The 17,400-nt window shown below is 72.6% G+C and carries 13 protein-coding genes; 2 read left to right on the top strand and 11 right to left on the bottom strand.

All coding sequences use genetic code 11. The annotated features are described in order from the left end of the window. Nucleotides 1-428 precede the first annotated feature (428 nt). Nucleotides 429-1,436 (bottom strand): stage II sporulation protein M, encoded by a 1,008-nt coding sequence (locus ACFVGW_RS35085; protein ID WP_385854840.1) that lies wholly within the window; start codon nt 1,434-1,436, stop codon nt 429-431. Nucleotides 1,437-1,556: 120 nt separating this feature from the next. Here ACFVGW_RS35085 and ACFVGW_RS35080 point away from each other — a divergent pair, with 120 nt between their 5' ends. Further along, nucleotides 1,557-2,456 (top strand): RDD family protein, encoded by a 900-nt coding sequence (locus ACFVGW_RS35080; protein ID WP_385854839.1) that lies wholly within the window; start codon nt 1,557-1,559, stop codon nt 2,454-2,456. A 36-nt stretch (nt 2,457-2,492) separates the two neighbouring features. On the opposite strand, the gene ACFVGW_RS35075 is transcribed toward ACFVGW_RS35080, so the two are convergent. The 8 genes from ACFVGW_RS35075 to ACFVGW_RS35040 form a co-directional block, all read right to left on the bottom strand. Beyond that, complete coding sequence (locus ACFVGW_RS35075) at nt 2,493-3,107, bottom strand: hypothetical protein (protein ID WP_385854838.1); 615 nt, start codon at nt 3,105-3,107, stop codon at nt 2,493-2,495. Between the two features lie 132 nt (nt 3,108-3,239). After that, the gene (gene ahcY, locus ACFVGW_RS35070) at nt 3,240-4,697 is read right to left on the bottom strand and encodes an adenosylhomocysteinase (RefSeq protein ID WP_352192123.1); all 1,458 of its coding nucleotides are present in this window, start codon (nt 4,695-4,697) and stop codon (nt 3,240-3,242) included. 380 nt (nt 4,698-5,077) lie between these two features. After that, nucleotides 5,078-6,043: a cation diffusion facilitator family transporter gene (locus ACFVGW_RS35065; RefSeq protein WP_385854837.1), complete on the bottom strand. Its 966-nt coding sequence runs from the start codon at nt 6,041-6,043 to the stop codon at nt 5,078-5,080. Nucleotides 6,044-6,109: 66 nt separating this feature from the next. Further along, nucleotides 6,110-7,261: a mannose-6-phosphate isomerase, class I gene (manA, locus tag ACFVGW_RS35060; protein WP_385854836.1), complete on the bottom strand. Its 1,152-nt coding sequence runs from the start codon at nt 7,259-7,261 to the stop codon at nt 6,110-6,112. A gap of 138 nt (nt 7,262-7,399) precedes the next feature. Further along, complete coding sequence (locus ACFVGW_RS35055; protein WP_385854835.1) at nt 7,400-8,584, bottom strand: SIS domain-containing protein; 1,185 nt, start codon at nt 8,582-8,584, stop codon at nt 7,400-7,402. 298 nt (nt 8,585-8,882) lie between these two features. Further along, a complete protein-coding gene (locus ACFVGW_RS35050) occupies nt 8,883-9,065 on the bottom strand; it encodes a Trm112 family protein (protein WP_352192119.1) in 183 nt (60 codons plus the stop codon). 123 nt (nt 9,066-9,188) lie between these two features. Then, nucleotides 9,189-10,556 (bottom strand): phosphomannomutase/phosphoglucomutase, encoded by a 1,368-nt coding sequence (locus tag ACFVGW_RS35045; protein ID WP_385854834.1) that lies wholly within the window; start codon nt 10,554-10,556, stop codon nt 9,189-9,191. A gap of 196 nt (nt 10,557-10,752) precedes the next feature. Further along, nucleotides 10,753-11,184, bottom strand: a complete 432-nt coding sequence (locus ACFVGW_RS35040; protein ID WP_352192117.1) for a DUF3499 domain-containing protein — start codon at nt 11,182-11,184, stop codon at nt 10,753-10,755. 289 nt (nt 11,185-11,473) lie between these two features. Between ACFVGW_RS35040 and ACFVGW_RS35035 the strand changes: the two genes are divergently transcribed. Then, the gene (locus ACFVGW_RS35035) at nt 11,474-11,983 is read left to right on the top strand and encodes a metallopeptidase family protein (protein ID WP_385854841.1); all 510 of its coding nucleotides are present in this window, start codon (nt 11,474-11,476) and stop codon (nt 11,981-11,983) included. A gap of 70 nt (nt 11,984-12,053) precedes the next feature. Here ACFVGW_RS35035 and ACFVGW_RS35030 read toward each other — a convergent pair whose 3' ends face one another. Then, nucleotides 12,054-13,571, bottom strand: a complete 1,518-nt coding sequence (locus ACFVGW_RS35030) for a DUF5719 family protein (RefSeq protein WP_385854833.1) — start codon at nt 13,569-13,571, stop codon at nt 12,054-12,056. Then, nucleotides 13,568-17,257, bottom strand: coding sequence for a glycosyltransferase family 2 protein (locus ACFVGW_RS35025; RefSeq protein ID WP_385854832.1), 3,690 nt, complete (start codon nt 17,255-17,257; stop codon nt 13,568-13,570). The genes ACFVGW_RS35030 and ACFVGW_RS35025 overlap by 4 nt, the downstream gene beginning before the upstream one ends. Between the last annotated feature and the right edge of the window lie 143 nt (nt 17,258-17,400).

The following is a 17,400-nucleotide window of genomic DNA, read 5'->3' as shown; positions in this document are numbered from 1 at the left end:
TGGCACGCTGTTGAGTTCTCAAGGAACGGACGCTTCCTTCGTACTCACCCTCTCGGGCTTTCCTCCGGGCTTTTCCCTTCGGTCTTTCGTGTTTCGTGTTTCCAGCTTAGCAGATCCGTTTTCCGTTTCTGCCACCCGCTGGAGCGGGCTGCCGGGCTGTTCTTCGCTTTCGCGTTTCCCTTTCCGGCGATTCCGACTTTATCAGATTCATTTCGGCCGACCTAATCGGTGGCTTCGTGATTCAAATAAGGAATCGGGGTGGCTCCGTGGAAATCAACTTCCCGACCGGAGCGAGAGAGAGTCTAGCTGCTGGCCTTCGAACTTGTCCAGTCCGAGGCAACCGTTTGAATCTACCTCCCCACTCGAACCGTGTCAACGGTTTTTGTGGGCGAGGAGGAGACTAGCAGGTCAGCGGGGTGCTCCGCACATCAGGCGGCCGTCGGCAGGGCGGCGCTGCGGTCGGTCTCCTCCACGTCTCCCGTGTCACCGGCTCGGACGGCACGGGCTCCCAGGACATAGACGTAGACAAGAAATGCCAGCTCGGCGGCTATTCCAATGGCGATGCGCGCCCACGTCGGGAGCCCCGACGGGGTCACGAAGCCTTCGATGAGGCCCGAGAGAAAGAGGACCAGCGCGAGGCCGATCGCCATGCCCACGGCCGCGCGGCCCTCTTGGGCCAGGGCGGCACGGCGGGTCATGGGGCCCGGTTCGATGAGTGTCCAGCCGAGTCGGAGGCCGGTGCCGGCGGCGACGAAGACGGCGGTGAGCTCCAGGAGACCGTGCGGCAGGAGCAGGCCGAGCATGACGTCGAGCCGGCCCGCCGCGGACATGAGGCCGATGGCCACGCCGAGGTTCAGCATGTTGAGGAAGAGGATCCAGAGCACCGGAAAGCAGAGGAACGCGCCGAGGACGAGGCACATGGCGGCCGCCTGGGCGTTGTTCGTCCAGACCTGGGCGGCGAACGAGGCCGCGGGATGGCTCGAGTAGTACGTCTCGTACTGGCCGCCGGGACGGGTCATCTCGCGCAGTTCCGCCGGGGCGCCGATGGCTGACTGAACCTCCGGGTGCGTGCCGATCCACCAGCCGATGATCACCGCGAGGAGAGTGGAGAGGACGGCAGTCGGGACCCACCAGTGACGCGAGCGGTACACGGCCGCCGGGAAGCCGGCCGTCAGGAAGCGGACGACGTCGCGCCAGGAGGAGCGGCGCGTGCCGGTGACCGTGGCGCGGGCGCGGGCGACGAGCTGGGTGAGCCGCGCCGTGAGCAGGGGGTCCGGGGCGCTGGACTGGATCAGGGAGAGATGGGTGGCCGTCCGCTGGTACAGGGCGACGAGCTCGTCCGCCTCGGCACCGCTGAGCTTTCCGCCGCGGCGCAGGAGGTGGTCGAGACGGTCCCACTCGGCGCGGTGGGCGGTGACGTAGACGTCGAGGTCCATGATCGGCTGCTGCTCCAGGCACTGGGTGCGTACGGGTCCGTACTACTGCGGCGCGCTGCGGGTCAGCTTGGCAGACTGTCGTACCGAGGGGCCGGGACAGGTCGGAGAAGGGTGGGCGCCGTGAGCGGGGTTGTGACGGGGGACGCGGTCGTACTGGGGTTGCAGCCGGCGCGGCTGCCGAGCCGGGCTCTCGCGCTGCTCCTGGACGCACTGGTGGTGTGGGCGGCCTATCTGTTGATCACGGTCGGGCTCGCGCTGGCGACGGCTTCGCTCGACGACGCGGCGCAGACGGCGATGTCGATCGCCTCCTTCCTTCTGGTCCTCGTGGGGGCGCCGATCGCGGTGGAGACGCTGTCGCACGGGCGGTCGCTGGGGAAGCTGGCCTGCGGGCTGCGGGTGGTGCGGGACGACGGGGGGCCGATCCGGTTCCGGCACGCGCTCGTGCGCGGGGCGATGGGGGTGGTCGAGATCCTCATGACGCTCGGGACCGTCGCCTGTGTCGCCTCCCTCGTCTCCGCGCGTGGGCGGCGGATCGGGGATGTCTTCGCCGGCACGCTCGTCGTACGGGAGCGGGTGCCGGCCGCTCGGACGTCGGCCGTGCCGCCTCCACCGCCCTGGCTCGTGGGGCGGTTCACCGAGCTGGATCTCTCCGCGGTGCCGGATGCGCTGTGGCTGGAGGTGCGGCAGTACCTGACGCGGATGCGGCAGCTCGATCCGGCCGTGGGGCAGCGGATCGCGGAGCGTCTGGCCGACGAGCTGGTCGCACGGACGGGGACCCCTCCGCCGGCGGGTGTGCCGGCGGCGGCGTATCTGGCGGGGGTCGTCGGCGAGCGGCAGGCGCGGGACGCGCGGCGGGCCTTCGCTGCCGCTCCTGTGCCTGGTTCCCCCGCTTCGTCTCCTGTCTTTCCTTCCGCCTCTGCTTCTGCCTCTGCTTCTTCCTCTCCCTCCCCCGTCTCCCCCTCCTCCGTTTCTCCTTCTGCGGAGCCCGAGCGTGCGACGGGGTTCGCCCCGCCTGCCTGACGCCGTCGTCGTCGTCGAGTCGTCGGGCAGCGGGCGTCAGGGGAAGAGGGACGGCGGGGTGTCGAGGGATTCGAGTTCGACGCCGGGGGCCGAGAGGACCACGTCTCCGGCGATGTGAACCGCGTGCTGTTCGCCCGTGTCGAGGGCGTTGACCTGGTACTCGTCCACCATCAGACGGCCGTTGTCAGTGGGGTGCGCTTCACTGTTCACCAGGGCCCAGGACTGGTAGATCGTGAGGGGTGCGAGCACGGGATCCGTGAAGGCGACGAGCCTGACGCGGGTCGCGGGGGAAGCGGGGGTGAGTCGCAGGAGTCGCGTGATCGCGACGAGGAACGCCGGGGACGTGCCGGTGAAGGCGTGGGCGCGCACATTGCCTTCGGTGGCGTGGGTTCCGGTGGGGTCGGTACGGACCCAGGTGACGCCGTCCAGGGCCGCGCCGCGGACCTGCCAGCTCGCGGCGTGGAGTTCGAGGCGGATGGGGCGGCCGAGTTCGTCGATGGCCAGGTCGACGGAGCCGGCGTGCTCGCCGGAGGGGGTGGTGGTCTGTGAGACGTAGCGCCAGCCGGAGGGGCCGGGCGCGCAGTTGAAGTGCTCTTCACCGAGGGGGGTGTGATCGTGCGGGTCATGGAGCGAATAGCGGCCGCGGGGCATGGGTCCTCGGGGTGCTTGCGGGGGCGATAGACGAGGCAGGCCCCCGGCACGGGGGTGCGGGGGCCTGCCTTATTCCTCTACGGGTGCGTGGGACGGGCGTGCGTCAGTGCACGGGCGCCGTCCGGGCCGGCATCAGTAGCGGTAGTGGTCCGGCTTGTACGGGCCTTCGACCTCGACGCCGATGTAGGCGGCCTGCTCGGGGCGGAGGGTCGTGAGCTTCACGCCGAGCGCGGCGAGGTGGAGGCGGGCGACCTTCTCGTCCAGGTGCTTCGGGAGCACGTAGACGTCGGTCGGGTACTGCTCCGGCTTCGTGAACAGCTCGATCTGGGCCAGGGTCTGGTCCGCGAACGAGTTCGACATCACGAACGACGGGTGGCCGGTCGCGTTGCCCAGGTTCAGCAGACGGCCCTCCGACAGGACGATGACGACCTTGCCGTCGGGGTAGGTCCACGTGTGGACCTGCGGCTTGACCTCGTCCTTGACGATGCCCGGCGTGGCGGCCAGGCCCGCCATGTCGATCTCGTTGTCGAAGTGGCCGATGTTCCCCACGATCGCCTGGTGCTTCATCCTGGCGATGTCGGACGCCATGATGATGTCCTTGTTGCCGGTCGTGGTGATGAAGATGTCGGCCGTCTCCACCACGTCGTCCAGGGTCGCGACCTGGTAGCCGTCCATCGCCGCCTGCAGCGCGCAGATCGGGTCGATCTCGGTCACGATCACCCGCGCACCCTGGCCGCGCAGGGACTCGGCGCAGCCCTTGCCGACGTCGCCGTAGCCGCAGACGACGGCCGTCTTGCCACCGATCAGGACGTCGGTGGCGCGGTTGATGCCGTCGATCAGCGAGTGGCGGCAGCCGTACTTGTTGTCGAACTTCGACTTCGTCACGGCGTCGTTCACGTTGATCGCCGGGAAGAGGAGGGTGCCGGCCTGGTGCATCTCGTACAGGCGGTGGACACCGGTCGTGGTCTCCTCCGTCACGCCGCGGATCTCGGACGCGAGGTGGGTCCACTTCTGCGGGCTCTCGCCGAGGGTGCGGTTGAGGAGGCGGAGGATGTGGCCGTACTCCTCGCTGTCCGCGGTGGACGGGTCCGGGGCGGAGCCGGCCTTCTCGAACTCGACGCCCTTGTGGACGAGGAGGGTGGCGTCACCACCGTCGTCGAGGATCATGTTCGGGCCGCCGGTGGGCGTGTTCGGCCAGGTCAGGGCCTGCTCCGTGCACCACCAGTACTCCTCCAGCGTCTCGCCCTTCCAGGCGAAGACGGGGACGCCGGCGGGGGCGTCGGGGGTGCCGTTCGGGCCGACGGCGATGGCCGCGGCGGCGTGGTCCTGGGTGGAGAAGATGTTGCAGGAGGCCCAGCGGACCTCGGCGCCGAGGGCGACCAGGGTCTCGATGAGGACGGCCGTCTGCACGGTCATGTGCAGGGAGCCGGTGATCCGGGCGCCGGCGAGCGGCTGCTGGTCGGCGTACTCGCGGCGGATCGACATCAGGCCGGGCATCTCGTGCTCGGCGAGGGTGATCTCCTTGCGGCCGAAGGCGGCCAGGGACAGGTCGGCGACCTTGAAGTCCTGCTGGGTGGCGGCAGTCGTCATGACTGAGCTGCTCCTCGTGGATCGGGTTCGAGGGTCTGTTGGGCGCCTGACACCGCGACGTGCGTAGCGCGGGCACACGAATGCCCGGGTACTCCCGCGGTGCAGTCGTCGGAGGCCCTCTCTCCCTCGGCCGGTCCCGCGGACCGCCCGACCGCCATCAGCAGCGACGTCTGGCTGGTCACGAATCTACACCGATCAGTGTGGCGACCCACAGTCCGGCCTGCCCCGGGATTCGGCCGGATTCGCCCTCGGTTTCGGGCCGGGAGACGGGAATGGAGGCGCTCGGCGAGGTTCGGTGGTCGCGGGCAGCAGCCGGAAGGGCCCGGGGTCGTGGTGACCCCGGGCCCTTCCGTGGCGAGCTCGTGCGCTCTGCTGTGCGCCTAGTGGCCCGGGCCGCCCGGGGACTTGGCCGGGTTCACGCCCGCGGCGGCCGCCGACTCGCTGTAGATGTCCGGCTCCAGGTAGATGACCCGGGCGATCGGGACGGCCGCGCGGATGCGCTCCTCGGCCGCGTTGATCGCGTGGGCGACCTCGGTGGCCGACTCGTCGTGGTGTACGGCGATCTTGGCGGCCACGAGGAGTTCCTCCGGACCGAGGTGGAGCGTGCGCATGTGGATGAGGCGGGTGACGGTCTCGCCGTCGACGACCGCCTCCTCGATCTGCTTCACCTGCTCGATGCCCGCGGACTCGCCGAGCAGCAGCGACTTGGTCTCGGCGGCGAGGACGAGCGCGATCACGATGAGCAGGATGCCGATGCAGAGGGTGCCGATGCCGTCCCAGACGCCGTCGCCCGTGAGCAGGGCGATGCCGACGCCGCCGAGGGCGAGGATGAGGCCGACGAGCGCGCCGAGGTCCTCCAGGAGGACGACCGGGAGTTCGGGCGCCTTCGCACGGCGCACGAACTCCTTCCAGGACTGGCGGCCACGGATCGTGTTCGACTCCTTGATGGCCGTACGGAAGGAGAAGGACTCGGCGATGATCGCGAAGACGAGGACGCCGATCGGCCAGTACCAGTCCTCGATCGGGTGCGGGTGCTTGATCTTCTCGTAGCCCTCGTAGATGGCGAACATGCCACCGACGGAGAAGAGCACGATGGAGACGAGGAAGGCGTAGATGTACCGCTCGCGGCCGTAGCCGAAGGGGTGCTGCGGAGTCGCCTCGCGCTTCGCCTTCTTGCCGCCGAGGAGCAGCAGGCCCTGGTTGCCGGAGTCGGCGAGGGAGTGGACGCTCTCGGCCAGCATCGAGGACGAGCCACTGAAGAGGAACGCCACGAACTTGGCTACCGCGATCGCGAGGTTCGCGGCGAGTGCCGCCACGATCGCCTTGGTTCCGCCTGACGCGCTCATGGGTGTACGTCTTCCCTTCGTCGGTGCTCCGGCACTGCTGCCGCCATTCGGCCGGTCATTGTTGCATCAGGCCACGACGGTGGCGCGAAAGACCGTTCCGGTACCGGACAGTTCGGTCGTTTCCCCTGCCGGTACGAAGACGGACTCGCCGGGGGCGAGGGTCACCTCGCCCGCCTTCGGCCGGCCGGCGACGGCGAGCAGGATCTGCGGGGTGGTGGCGGTGACGTCGGTGGGGGCCGCGCCCTCGGCCCGCACGAAACGGGAGAGCCGGAACTCGTCGATGGGGGTGTCGTAGACCTCCTCGCCCGACGGGGAGGCCTCCGGGCGCAGCAGGGCCGGCTCGCCCGCCTCGAAGCGGACGATCCGCAGCAGCTCCGGTACGTCGACGTGCTTGGGCGTCAGCCCGCAGCGCAGCACGTTGTCGGAGTTGGCCATGATCTCGACGCCGAGGCCGTCGAGGTAGGCGTGCGGCACGCCGGCGCCGAGGAAGAGGGCTTCACCGGGCTGGAGTTGGACCGGGTTGAGCAGCATGGCGGCGATGACACCGGCGTCGCCCGGGTAGTGGTGCGCGAGGGCGGCGTACGGGGCGTGGGCGCCGCCGAGGTGTTCGGCGGCGGCCGCGGCCTCGGCGACGGTGTGCGCCATCTCCTCGCGGTCGGCGACGAGCAGGGCGGTCATGACCTCGCGCAGCGCGGCCTCTTCGGGGTGGGCGTGCAGCAGATCGACGTACGGCTTGAGGGAGTCGACGCCGAGTGCGGCGATCGTGTCGGCGGCCTCGATCGGGTCGCGGAAACCGCAGAGCCCGGTGAACGGCGTCAGGGCGCAGATCAGTTCGGGCTTGTGATTGGCGTCCTTGTAGTTGCGGTGCGGCGCGTCGATCGGGACCCCGGCCGCCTCCTCGGAGGCGAATCCGGCCTTCGCCTGGGCGAGGTCGGGGTGGACCTGGAGGGAGAGCGGGGCTCCGGCGGCGAGCACCTTGAGGAGGAAGGGCAGGTGCGGGCCGAACTTTTCGACGGCCGGGGCGCCCAGCTCGCGTACGGGATCGGCGTCGATGACCTCGTTGAGCGGTCCGCGCTCCGTGCGGGAGGGGGCTCCAGGGTGGGCGCCCATCCACATCTCGGCCTGGGGCTCGCCGGTGGGGGTGGTCCCGAGCAGTTCGGGGATGGCCGTGGTGGAACCCCAGGCGTAGGGGCGGACGGTGTTGACGAGGCGGTCCATGGAGCCTTCCAGCTTTCCTCGGTGCGGTGATGGAGGTGGGGGCGTCGTGGGACGTGGCGGCGTCGTGGGACGGGTGGTGCGGGTTGGGTTGGAGTTCAGGGGCTGTGGTGGGCGGTGTGCGGCCGCCTGCCGTGGGGGTCAGGCGTGAGGTGGGGCGATCCCCGCCGACGCCAGGGACAGGTAGATGGCCGCGAAGTCGGTGACGGCGAGCAGTTCCGCCAGCGTCTCCAGGAGTTCGCCGCTCTCCCCCGACGCCTCCTCCGACACCAGCGGTTCCAGCTCGCTGATCGCGGTGCCGTGGCTGAGGGCCAGCTCTCGGGCGGCGGGGGCGGCCGTGAGGCCTCCGGCGTCGGCCGGGCGGTCGCGCAGCAGCACGACCCGCGCGCGCAGGGCCTGCTGCTCGTCCACCCGGTCGCGGAAGAAGTCGTCGGGGTCGGCTCCGGCCGCGTAGTCGCCGGCGAGCAGCACACCGTGGGCGGGCAGCGCCTCGGGCAGTTCGGCGGCGAGCGCGGGCAGGCCGGCCAGCTCGGCCAGTACGGCGGCGAAGCGGCGGCCGACGGGGCCGGCGGCGTCGCCCTCGGTCCAGATCAGCGGCAGTGTGTCGGCGAGTTCGGCGGCGAGCGTCTTGGCCGGGTTGCTGTACGTGGCGATGGCCGGGCCGCAGCGCTCGGCCGTGCTGTCCAGCCGGTCGGCGACCTTCTCCAGCGTCTCCGACGGCGCTTCGAGGAGACCGACGCGGTCCAGGAGCGCGAGGAGCGGGGTGAACAGCGCCCACAGGGCGCCGGGACCCGCGGCGAGCGTCTCCTCGTACTCCTCGGCGCTCTCGTGCGGGGCCATGGCCATCGGTACGAGCAGTCCGCGCGGCGCGCTGACGGTCTCCGCGAGCGGGGAGGTCTTCGGGGCGACGGCGACGACGGTGATGCCTCGGCGGTACGCCAGTTCCGCGAGGTTCGCGAGGCCGGGTTCGGAGCCGTCGGTCGTCGGGATCAGGAGCAGGTCCAGGGAGCCCGCCCAGCCGGGCAGCGCCCAGCGCAGGGCACCGGAGGCGGGGGCGACGCCGGTGGGCTGGAGGCGGATGACGGGGGCGGCGGCTCCCGCGAGCGCGCCCACCAGGTCGGCCACTCCCGCGGCGGCGGTGCCGGGCCCGGCGACGAGGACGGAGCGGGGGCGCCCCTCGGGGCTGAGTTCGGAGACGCCCGCTTCGGTGGCGTGGCGGGCGGCGGTCCGCACCCGCGCGCCGGCCTCGGCCGCGCCGCGGAGCAGGCCGCGGCGGTCGGCGAGGGCGAGGGCGTCCGGGGCGTCGAGGAGGGTCTCGTCGAGCATGGGGCGGGCCTCCGGGTACGGGGCGGATGCGTGCGCTGTGGGCTCTGTGGGCTCGTGGGGCCCTTGCGTGGTGCGGGGCCTCGTGGGGGGCAGTTGGGGCGGACGCGCCCGCCTGGGCGCCGTCCCGTGTGCCCACCCGTCCCGCCCAGCGGGACGATTGCCCACACGGGGGGGGTGGGTGGGGCGGGCGACTACCCACACGGCGGGGAGTGGGTGGGTACACCGGCGGTTGCCCACACGGCGGTGGGGGTGGGTGGGGTCGGACGATTGCCCACCCGCGCCCACGAGCCCCTCGCGGTTACTGCGGCTTGCGGGCCTCGTCCGTCAGGAGGACCGGGATGCCGTCGCGGACCGGGTACGCGAGGCCGCAGTCGGCGCCCGTGCAGATCAGTTCGGGGGTCTCGGCCGTCGTACGGTCGTTCAGCGGCGCGTGGCACGCCGGGCAGGCCAGGATCTCCAGGAGGCCGGCTTCGAGCGGCATGAGGTGTCCCTTCGAACAAACGGTTGCGGTGCTGTTGCTGCCCTTCGGGCCAGGTCAGCCTACCGCCGGGAAACGGGGCGCGCGGCTCGGCACCCGCCCCGTTCTCCGGCACTCGCGAGCGGGTCAGCCGGTCGCGCGGACGAGGTCCAGGACCTCGTCGCGGATCTTGGCCATGGTGGCCTCGTCACGGGCCTCCACGTTCAGGCGCAGCAGAGGCTCGGTGTTCGACGGGCGCAGGTTGAACCACCAGTCCTCGGCCGCCACCGTCAGACCGTCCAGCTCGTCGATGCCGACACCGTCCTGGTCCGCGTAGGCCGCCTTGACGGCCGCCGCGCGGGCCGCCTGGTCGGCGACCGTGGAGTTGATCTCGCCCGAGCCCGCGTAGCGGTCGTACGAGGAGACCAGCTCCGAGAGCGGGCCGTCCTGGCCTCCGAGGGCGGCGAGGACGTGGAGCGCGGCGAGCATGCCCGTATCGGCGTTCCAGAAGTCCCTGAAGTAGTAGTGCGCCGAGTGCTCGCCGCCGAAGATCGCGCCCGTCTTCGCCATCTCCTCCTTGATGAAGGAGTGGCCGACGCGGGTGCGGACCGGGGTGCCGCCGTGCTCACGGACGACCTCGGGGACCGACCAGGAGGTGATCAGGTTGTGGATGACCGTGCCGCCGGGCGTCTTCGCCAGCTCGCGGGCGGCGACGAGCGCCGTGATCGCCGACGGGGAGACCGCCTCGCCGCGCTCGTCGACGACGAAGCAGCGGTCGGCGTCGCCGTCGAAGGCGAGACCGAGGTCCGCGCCCTCGGCCCGGACGCGGGCCTGGAGGTCGACGATGTTCGCCGGGTCGAGCGGGTTGGCCTCGTGGTTCGGGAAGGTGCCGTCGAGCTCGAAGTACATCGGTACGAGGTCGAGCGGGAGGCCCGCGAAGACGGTCGGGACGGTGTGGCCGCCCATGCCGTTGCCCGCGTCCACGACGACCTTCAGGGGGCGGATCGCCGCCAGGTCCACCAGCGCCTTCAGGTGGGCGGCGTAGTCGGCGAGGGTGTCCCGCTCGGTGATCGTGCCGGCCGTGGCGGCGGCCTCGGGGGCGCCCTCGTCGGACCAGCGCTCGACGAGCGCGCGGATCTCGGAGAGGCCGGTGTCCTGGCCGACGGGGGCGGCGCCCGCGCGGCACATCTTGATGCCGTTGTACTGGGCCGGGTTGTGGGACGCGGTGAACATGGCGCCGGGCAGGTCCAGGCTGCCCGAGGCGAAGTAGAGCTGGTCGGTCGAGCAGAGCCCGATCAGGGTGACGTCGGCGCCGAGGCGGGCCGCACCGCGGGCGAAGGCGCCCGAGAGGCCCGGCGACGAGGGCCGCATGTCGTGGCCGACCACGATCGCGTCGGCGGCCGTCACCCTGACGAACGCGGCGCCGAACAGTTCGGCGAGCGTCTCGTCCCACTGGTCGGGCACCACCCCGCGGACGTCGTACGCCTTCACGATCTGCGACAGATCAGCAGCCACGGAACAACCCTCCTGAATACGCCTTCATCGGCACGCGTGTGCGGCGCGTGTACAGGAGGCCCAACCTACCGGGGGCCGCTCACGGGAGGGCAGAGCGCCTTGGCCGCTCGGGGGAGGTTCGGCCACGGGAGCGTTCGGGAAGCGAGAGGTCCGGCCACGGGGTGTTCGGCGGCGAACGGTGCAGCCCCGGGCACGTTCAGGAGTCGGGGGAGCGCAGGACCCGCAGGTGTCCGCGGCGGCCGACCTCCATCGGGTCACCGCCACGGCCTCCGCCGCCCTTGCCGCCGGCCTCGGCCGCGCGTTCCTGGGGGCGGGCCGCCTCCCGTACCGCGTTGGCGAGGGCCTCCAGGTCGTCCCCGCTCGGGCGGGCCGGGGCGGATCCGTCGGTGAGCCGCACGACCTCCCAGCCGCGCGGCGCGGTGAGGCGCTCGCTGTGTTCGGCACACAGGTCGTAGCAGTGGGGCTCGGCGTAGGTGGCGAGCGGGCCGAGGACCGCAGTCGAGTCGGCATAGACGTACGTCAGTGTCGCGACGGCAGGGCGGCCGCACGCGGTGCGCGAACAGCGACGTACAGGGCTCACGACGTTGGACGGTACCGCACTCTTGAGCGGGCCGCGACGACTCTCCACCAGGTCACTCCACCGTGTCGCGGTGTGACGTCGGACACGGGCCCTCTCGGGAGGACCGTCCTGACCTGCGCGTAAGGAGGAGAACGGGGGTGGGGACGACGGGCGATCCGGACACCGTCCGAGCGGAATCCGGTCAACCACGGCCAGATGGCCGATCGCGGGACCCCATCGAATCGAGCCCTCGCTTGGCCGGAACGTTCAACTATCGACAGCCCGGGTCCGGAGGAATCGCGGTGGCACGTGTGCGCCACGGCCGACTGACACTGAGGAGAGTTACGCTGCGTCAGTGATGGACAGTCCTGTGCCGCCGCGCCCCTCGTCCCGTCCGGCCCAGTCCCAGGCGGGCGATTCCCGCTCCCCCGAGACGCGCCCCTCGGAGACGCGGCCGGAACCGCCGGAGCCCCGGACGCGTCGCCGTGACCGTCACGGCCGCGGGATGCGGGGGCCCGTCGCCCCGCCGCAGGTGCCGTTGTCGGCGAGCCGGGCGGACACGTTCCGCGATCTGGTCCTGGACTCGGTGGAGCGCCTGGAGCGGCGCTGGCCGCAGCTGGCGGACGTCGAGTTCCTGGTGCTCGACGTGCCGCCCACGGTGTCGGGCGAGTCGGTGCCGCTGGGCGGCTCCGCGCCCGCGGCGAAGGGCGGGCCTGCCCGGGTGGTCGTCTACCGGCGGCCCGTCGAGATCCGCTCGAAGAGCCGGGACGAGCGGGCGCTGCTCGTCCACGAGGTCGTGGTCGAGCAGGTGGCGGAGCTGCTGGGCCTCTCCCCCGAGTCGGTCGACCCCCGGTACGGGCAGGACTGAGACCGGTACGGGCAGGACTGGGTCCGGTACGGGCAGGACTGAGTCCGGTACGGGCAGGACTGGGTCCGGCTCAGTCGTCCAGGACCGAGAGGTCCTGGTTCGCCCTCGGGACCTCTACCGTGCCCCGGTCGTCCACCAGGGTCTGGATCGTGAACATGGGGATGCCGTCGTCCGGGAGGGCCAGCATGCGGGCCGCGTGGACCGGGCCGCCCGAGACCGGTTCGACCGTCACGGCGTAGGAGCCCTTGAGGCCGGCCGGGACCAGCTCGGTCACCTTCGTCGTCGTTCCCTCCTTGACCGTGACGGTCTTGGAGACCGGCGTGCCCCCTCCCGTACCGGCCGAGGCGGTGACCTTGACCTGGGCCGCGGCGCCCGGCGCCGTCAGCGTGAGGGTCGAGCCCGCGGCGCGGTTGTCGGCGACGGTGGCGCGGGCGCCGATGGCCGCGGTGGCCGGGATGTACGCGACCTCCTGCTTGTCGCCCTTGCCGCGCACGACGCGCAGCGCGGCGACGAAGGACGCCGACTTCTTGGGGTCCGAGGGCGTGAGCAGCAGCGCGCCGGCCTCACCGCGGGTGAGGTCCGGGAAGTCGACGGCCGCGGTCATGCCCGACTTCACGTGCAGGGACTCCGCGCCGGCCGGGACGATCGTGCCGGCCTCGCCCACCAGCTGGATCTTCAGCTCGGCGTCGTCCTCGCCGGGCGCGTACGCCACGAGGCGCACGGAGGTCGCGTCGGCGGGGATGCCGGGCAGGACGGCGGTGGAGGCCGGGTCGGCGGTGGCGGGGAGCCAGTCGCTGCCGAGCTTCTCGTCGGCGGAGCCGACGACCGCGCCGACCCGGCCGCTGCGGGTGGTGACGTGGACGGTCACGTCGGCCGCCGGTGCCGCGCCGGTGAGTGTGGAGAGCAGGACGGGGACGGTGGAGTGGGCCGGGACGGGGATGCCGTCGTTGAGCTGCGAGGCGAGTTCGCCCTCGGCGCCGTACAGCTGGATGTCGGCGACGGCGGCGGTGTCGTCGGGGTTGGTGAGGTGGACGTAGTCCTGGCGCTGCTTGGCCGTGGAGGCGCCCGGGAACCAGAAGTCCGTGTCAGGGGCGGTGCAGGTCACGCCGAGGAGGCCGCGCGAGCCGCCCGCCGGGACGACGGTGGTCTGCTGGACCGTCCAGCCGGGGGCGAGGCCGCCGGTGGCCGAACCGGTCAGGGCGGGGGCCGTGGGGCCGTTGGCCTCGGCGGCGACGGGCTTGCCGGGCTCGGTGACGGTGGCCGGTGCCTTGACGGCCGCGGGCTTCTTCGCCGCGGTGCCGCCGGGGGTGGCGGCGCCCGCGGCGGCCTTGAGTTCGGCCTTGGCGGCGGTACCGGGCTTGGCGGAGCCGCTGCCGGTGGCGCCCGGGGTGAACGAGGTGTAGTCGGTCTCGGCCACCTCGGACGTGCTGGGCGCCGGGCAGAGCAGGCTGGAGCGCTCCACGGGCAGCTTCGCGGGAGCCTTGGCCCCGGCGGTGGCCGAGCCGTCGGGCGCGGTCAGCGCGGCGAAGCCGGTGACGGCGGCGAGGGCGGTGGCGACCGCGATCAGGGAGAGGGTGGGGCGCTTCACTGGTTGCTGCTCCCGTCGGGACGCTGCTCGGTCTCGTAGCCGTAGGTGTACGGGTCGTACGTCGCTTGCGGGTCGTAGCCCTGCTGCTGCCCCTGCTGCGGGTACTGCTCGTACTGCTGGGGGTCGTAGCCCTGCTGCGGGTCGTAACCCTGCTGGGGGTACTGCTCGTACTGCTGCTGGTACGGATCGGTGCCGTACTCGGCGTACTGCTGGGGCTGGGCGTAGTAGCCCTGCTGCGCGTACTGGTCCTGCTGGTGCTGCTGGTCCTGCCAGTCCGCGGGCGCGTAGGCCTGCGCCTGCTCCTGCGCCTGCTCCTGTGCCCCTGCCCCTTCCTGCGGTACGGGGACGAGCTCGGGGTCCCGCTCCTGCTCGGCCTCCGCGGCGGCCTCGGCCTCCGCGGCGGCGCGCAGGCGGCGGGCGCGGCGGCCGTCGCCCTCCATGGCCTGGGCGGGGATGGCGACCTCCTCCTCCGGCAGGTCGTCGTCGATCTCGCGGCGCCGCCCCGGCAGGGCGAGGACGAGCAGGACGACGGCGAGACCGACCTGGGCCCAGATCCACAGGGTGTGGGTGAGCGGCTGGTCGTACGTGAGGTCGAGCCTGCCGCCCTCGGCGGGGAGTTCGAAGCCCTGCGCCCAGCCGTCGACGGTGGTCCGCGTCAGCTCCTTGCCGTCGAGGGTGGCGGTCCAGCCCTCGTCGGCGCGGTCGGCGATGCGCAGGACGCGGCCCGCGGGGCCGGACGGGATCTTCGTGTGCGCCTCGACGGGGCCGGCGGCGACGGCGACCGGCCCGGCCGCAGCGTCGGCCGGCTTCGCGGGGTCCGCCGGCTTCGCCGTGTCCGTGGCCTTCGCCGCCGGGACGATGGTGGCGCGGGCGACGACGCGCTCGCGGGCGACGGTCCACAGGGCGCTGCCGTCGAGCTGGCTGAGCCGGCTGAGGCCGGGAGTGGCGTCGAGGACGCGGCTCATCTGGCGCGGGGCCCCGTCCCGTACGAGGACGTAGCGGATCGCGTAGCCGCTGAGCTCCTCGGTCTGGTCGGCGCCGGAGCCTGCCACCAGGTGCGCGACGACCTTGTCCAGGCCGGCGTCGCTGCCGCCCGCCTCGGCCAGTTCGGCGTCGCCGAGACGGCCGCCGGAGCCGCGGACCAGGGTGTACGAGACCTCGCCGGGCGAGGTGCCGCCGAGGACGAGGGTGCGGGGCTGGTCGTCGGTGTCGCTCTCCTCGGCGACGAACGCCGGGACCTGGACGGGGTCGCGCCGGGTCAGCGGGCCGTCGGCACCGCCGACCATCCAGCCGGCCGCGGCCACGACCGGGCCGAGGGCGGCGGCGAGCGCGATGAGCGCGGCGACCGGCTGACGCCAGCCGAAGCCGTGCGCGGCGACGCGGGTGCGTCCGCGCTCGGCGCCGATCATGCCGGCGGCGAGCAGGGCCGCGCCGTAGACGAGGGTGGCGGGACCGGCCCAGCCGGTGCCGCCCGCTCCGTTGGAGAGCGCGGCGAAGAGGAGACCGACGAGGGCGACGGTCCAGGCGGCGCCGACGGCGAACCGGCGCTCCTCGCGCAGCAGTCCGGCCAGCGCGGCGAGCACGATGCCGATGAGGAGGAGCCCGCCGGTGGTGGTGCCGGGGCCGCCGGGGCTGATCCCGAGCAGGTCGAGCGCGGAGGCCGTGCCCGTACGGATGTCGAGTCCGGCCTCGCGAAGGAAGGCGGAGGGACCGGTCAGCAGGGACAGCGACCAGGGCGCGAGGACGAGGACCGGGGTGCCGACGGTGGCGAGGAAGCGAAGGCCGTAGGCGGTGATGTCGTCGCGGCGCAGGACGAGAACGGCGATGCCGAGGACGACGGCGAGCGGCCAGACGATCGGCGTGAACGCCATCGTGAAGGTGAGGAGGAAGGTGTACGCCCAGGTGGCGCGCCAGCTGCCGCGGGCTCCGTCGGGGCCGCCGGTCAGGCCGTGGGCGGCGACGGCGGCGCGGGCGATCAGCGGGAGCAGGATCGCGAGGACGGCGGTGCCGAGCCGGCCGGCGGCGAGTGCGCCGGTGGCGGCGGGCAGGAAGGCGTACGCGATGGCGCCCCAGGCGCGCAGCAGCGGGGACTCGACGATCGGGCGGGCGGCGAAGTAGGCGGTGAAGCCGGCCAGCGGGACCGAGCAGACGAGCAGCACGGTGAGCGCGAAGGAGGTGGAGCCGAGGAAGAGGGCGGAGAGTCCGGCCAGCACGGCGAGGTAGGGCGGTGCGGTCTGGGTGCCGCCGGTGCCGAGGGCGTGCCAGCTGTCGGCGTACCGTCCCCACAGCTCGGAGACGGTGTCGGGGGCGGGCAGCAGGGTGCCGCCGGCGAGCGAACCGCCGCCGTACAGACCGCGGCAGGCCACCACGGAGATGAGCAGGAGCAGGGCGAAGAGGACGGGCCCGGGCTTGCGGGCGATCTTCTTCAGCCGGGCGAACTGCTCGACTTCGAGGAAGTCGGCGTCGTCGCCGCCGGGGCCGGACTCGACCGCGCCGTGGCGCGATCCGCCGGAATCGGCGTCGGAGCCGGCGAAGTTCGCGACGACCTGTTCGGCGGTGGCGCGGACGGTGGCGCCGGGCGGCGGGAAGAGCGCGCGGAGTTCGCTCGCGGGGACGGCGGGGTTCTTGCGGCGCCGGCGGGCGGCGAGGATCTTCTCGGGGCGCAGCAGGGTGGCGAAGAGACCCATGACCTCGTCGACGGCCTGGCCGGGGACCTTGCCGACGAGATACGCGAGCGTGCGCAGGAGCGTGCCGACGATCAGCCGGATCAGGACGTACGGCAGGGTGGCGCCGCGGCTGTTGGCGAGGAGGGTGTAGACGGCGCCGGCCTTGTCGACGCGGTGCGGGTTGGCCACGGAGCGGCCCGCGCAGTCGACGGTGCGGCGTTCGCGGGCGGAGGCCTCGGCGTGCCGCAGGACGGCGTCGGGGGCGACGAGGACGCTGTGGCCGGCGGCGTGGGCGCGCCAGCACAGGTCGACGTCGTCACGCATCAGGGGCAGGCGCCGGTCGAAGCCGCCGAGCTCCTCGAAGACGTCGCGGCGGATGAGCATGCCGGCGCTGGAGACGGAGAGGACGGAGCGGACCTGGTCGTGCTGGCCCTGGTCCTGTTCGCGGCGGTCGAGGCCGGTCCAGCGGCGGCCGCTGCGGGCGATGGAGACGCCGGCTTCGAGCAGCTGCCTGCGGTCGTACCAGCCGCGGAGCTTGGGTCCGACGACTGCCGCGTACGCGTCCGCGTCGGCGACGCGCAGGAGTTCGGCGAGGGCGTCGGGCTCGGGGGCGCAGTCGTCGTGGAGCAGCCAGAGCCACTGCACGGGCTCGCCGTGCGGGAGTTCGGGCAGGTCGTAGGCGTCGTCGCTCCAGGTCCTGCTGACCGGGTCCCAGCCGCTGGGCCGCTTGAGATAGGTGAGTTCCTCGGGTCCGAGCACGGGCGCGGTGCGCGCGGCCTCCTCGACGGCGGCGCCGAAGCCCGTACGGCGCGCGAGGTGCAGCACACGGTCGACGCCGATCGCGTCGGCGAGGAGCTGCGCGGATTCGTCGGCGCTGCCGGTGTCGGCGGCGACGACGTTCTGCACGGGTCGTTCCTGGGCGAGCAGCCCGGCGAGGGCGTCCGGCAGCCAGCGGGCGCCGTCGTGGGCGACGAGCACGGCGGTGACGACGTGTCGCGGAAACTCAGGAGTTGAGGACATCGAGGTACGGGCCCTCCGGCCGGGGGTCGCCCGCGGGGGGCGTGGGTACGTCTCGGACGGGGCCCCACACTAACGGCTGCCAGGAAAAGGGTCCGCCTCCTGTGGGCGGAGCACAGGAGGCGGACCGTTCGATGTGTACGGGT

This window comes from Streptomyces sp. NPDC127129 (genome assembly GCF_042671585.1).
Classification (GTDB): domain Bacteria; phylum Actinomycetota; class Actinomycetes; order Streptomycetales; family Streptomycetaceae; genus Streptomyces.
The sequence above is the reverse complement of the archived record's forward strand: the minus strand, read 5'-3'. Positions and strand labels throughout refer to the sequence as shown.

Bases quoted from the DNA above. Each gene is read 5' to 3' on its own strand.
- ACFVGW_RS35085 (WP_385854840.1), bottom strand. From the start codon at position 1,436: ATGGACCTCGACGTCTACGTCACCGCCCACCGCGCCGAGTGGGACCGT.
- ACFVGW_RS35075 (WP_385854838.1), bottom strand. From the start codon at position 3,107: ATGCCCCGCGGCCGCTATTCGCTCCATGACCCGCACGATCACACCCCC.
- ahcY (WP_352192123.1), bottom strand. From the start codon at position 4,697: ATGACGACTGCCGCCACCCAGCAGGACTTCAAGGTCGCCGACCTGTCC.
- ACFVGW_RS35065 (WP_385854837.1), bottom strand. From the start codon at position 6,043: ATGAGCGCGTCAGGCGGAACCAAGGCGATCGTGGCGGCACTCGCCGCG.
- manA (WP_385854836.1), bottom strand. From the start codon at position 7,261: ATGGACCGCCTCGTCAACACCGTCCGCCCCTACGCCTGGGGTTCCACC.
- ACFVGW_RS35055 (WP_385854835.1), bottom strand. From the start codon at position 8,584: ATGCTCGACGAGACCCTCCTCGACGCCCCGGACGCCCTCGCCCTCGCC.
- ACFVGW_RS35050 (WP_352192119.1), bottom strand. From the start codon at position 9,065: ATGCCGCTCGAAGCCGGCCTCCTGGAGATCCTGGCCTGCCCGGCGTGC.
- ACFVGW_RS35035 (WP_385854841.1), top strand. From the start codon at position 11,474: ATGGACAGTCCTGTGCCGCCGCGCCCCTCGTCCCGTCCGGCCCAGTCC.
- ACFVGW_RS35025 (WP_385854832.1), bottom strand. From the start codon at position 17,257: ATGTCCTCAACTCCTGAGTTTCCGCGACACGTCGTCACCGCCGTGCTC.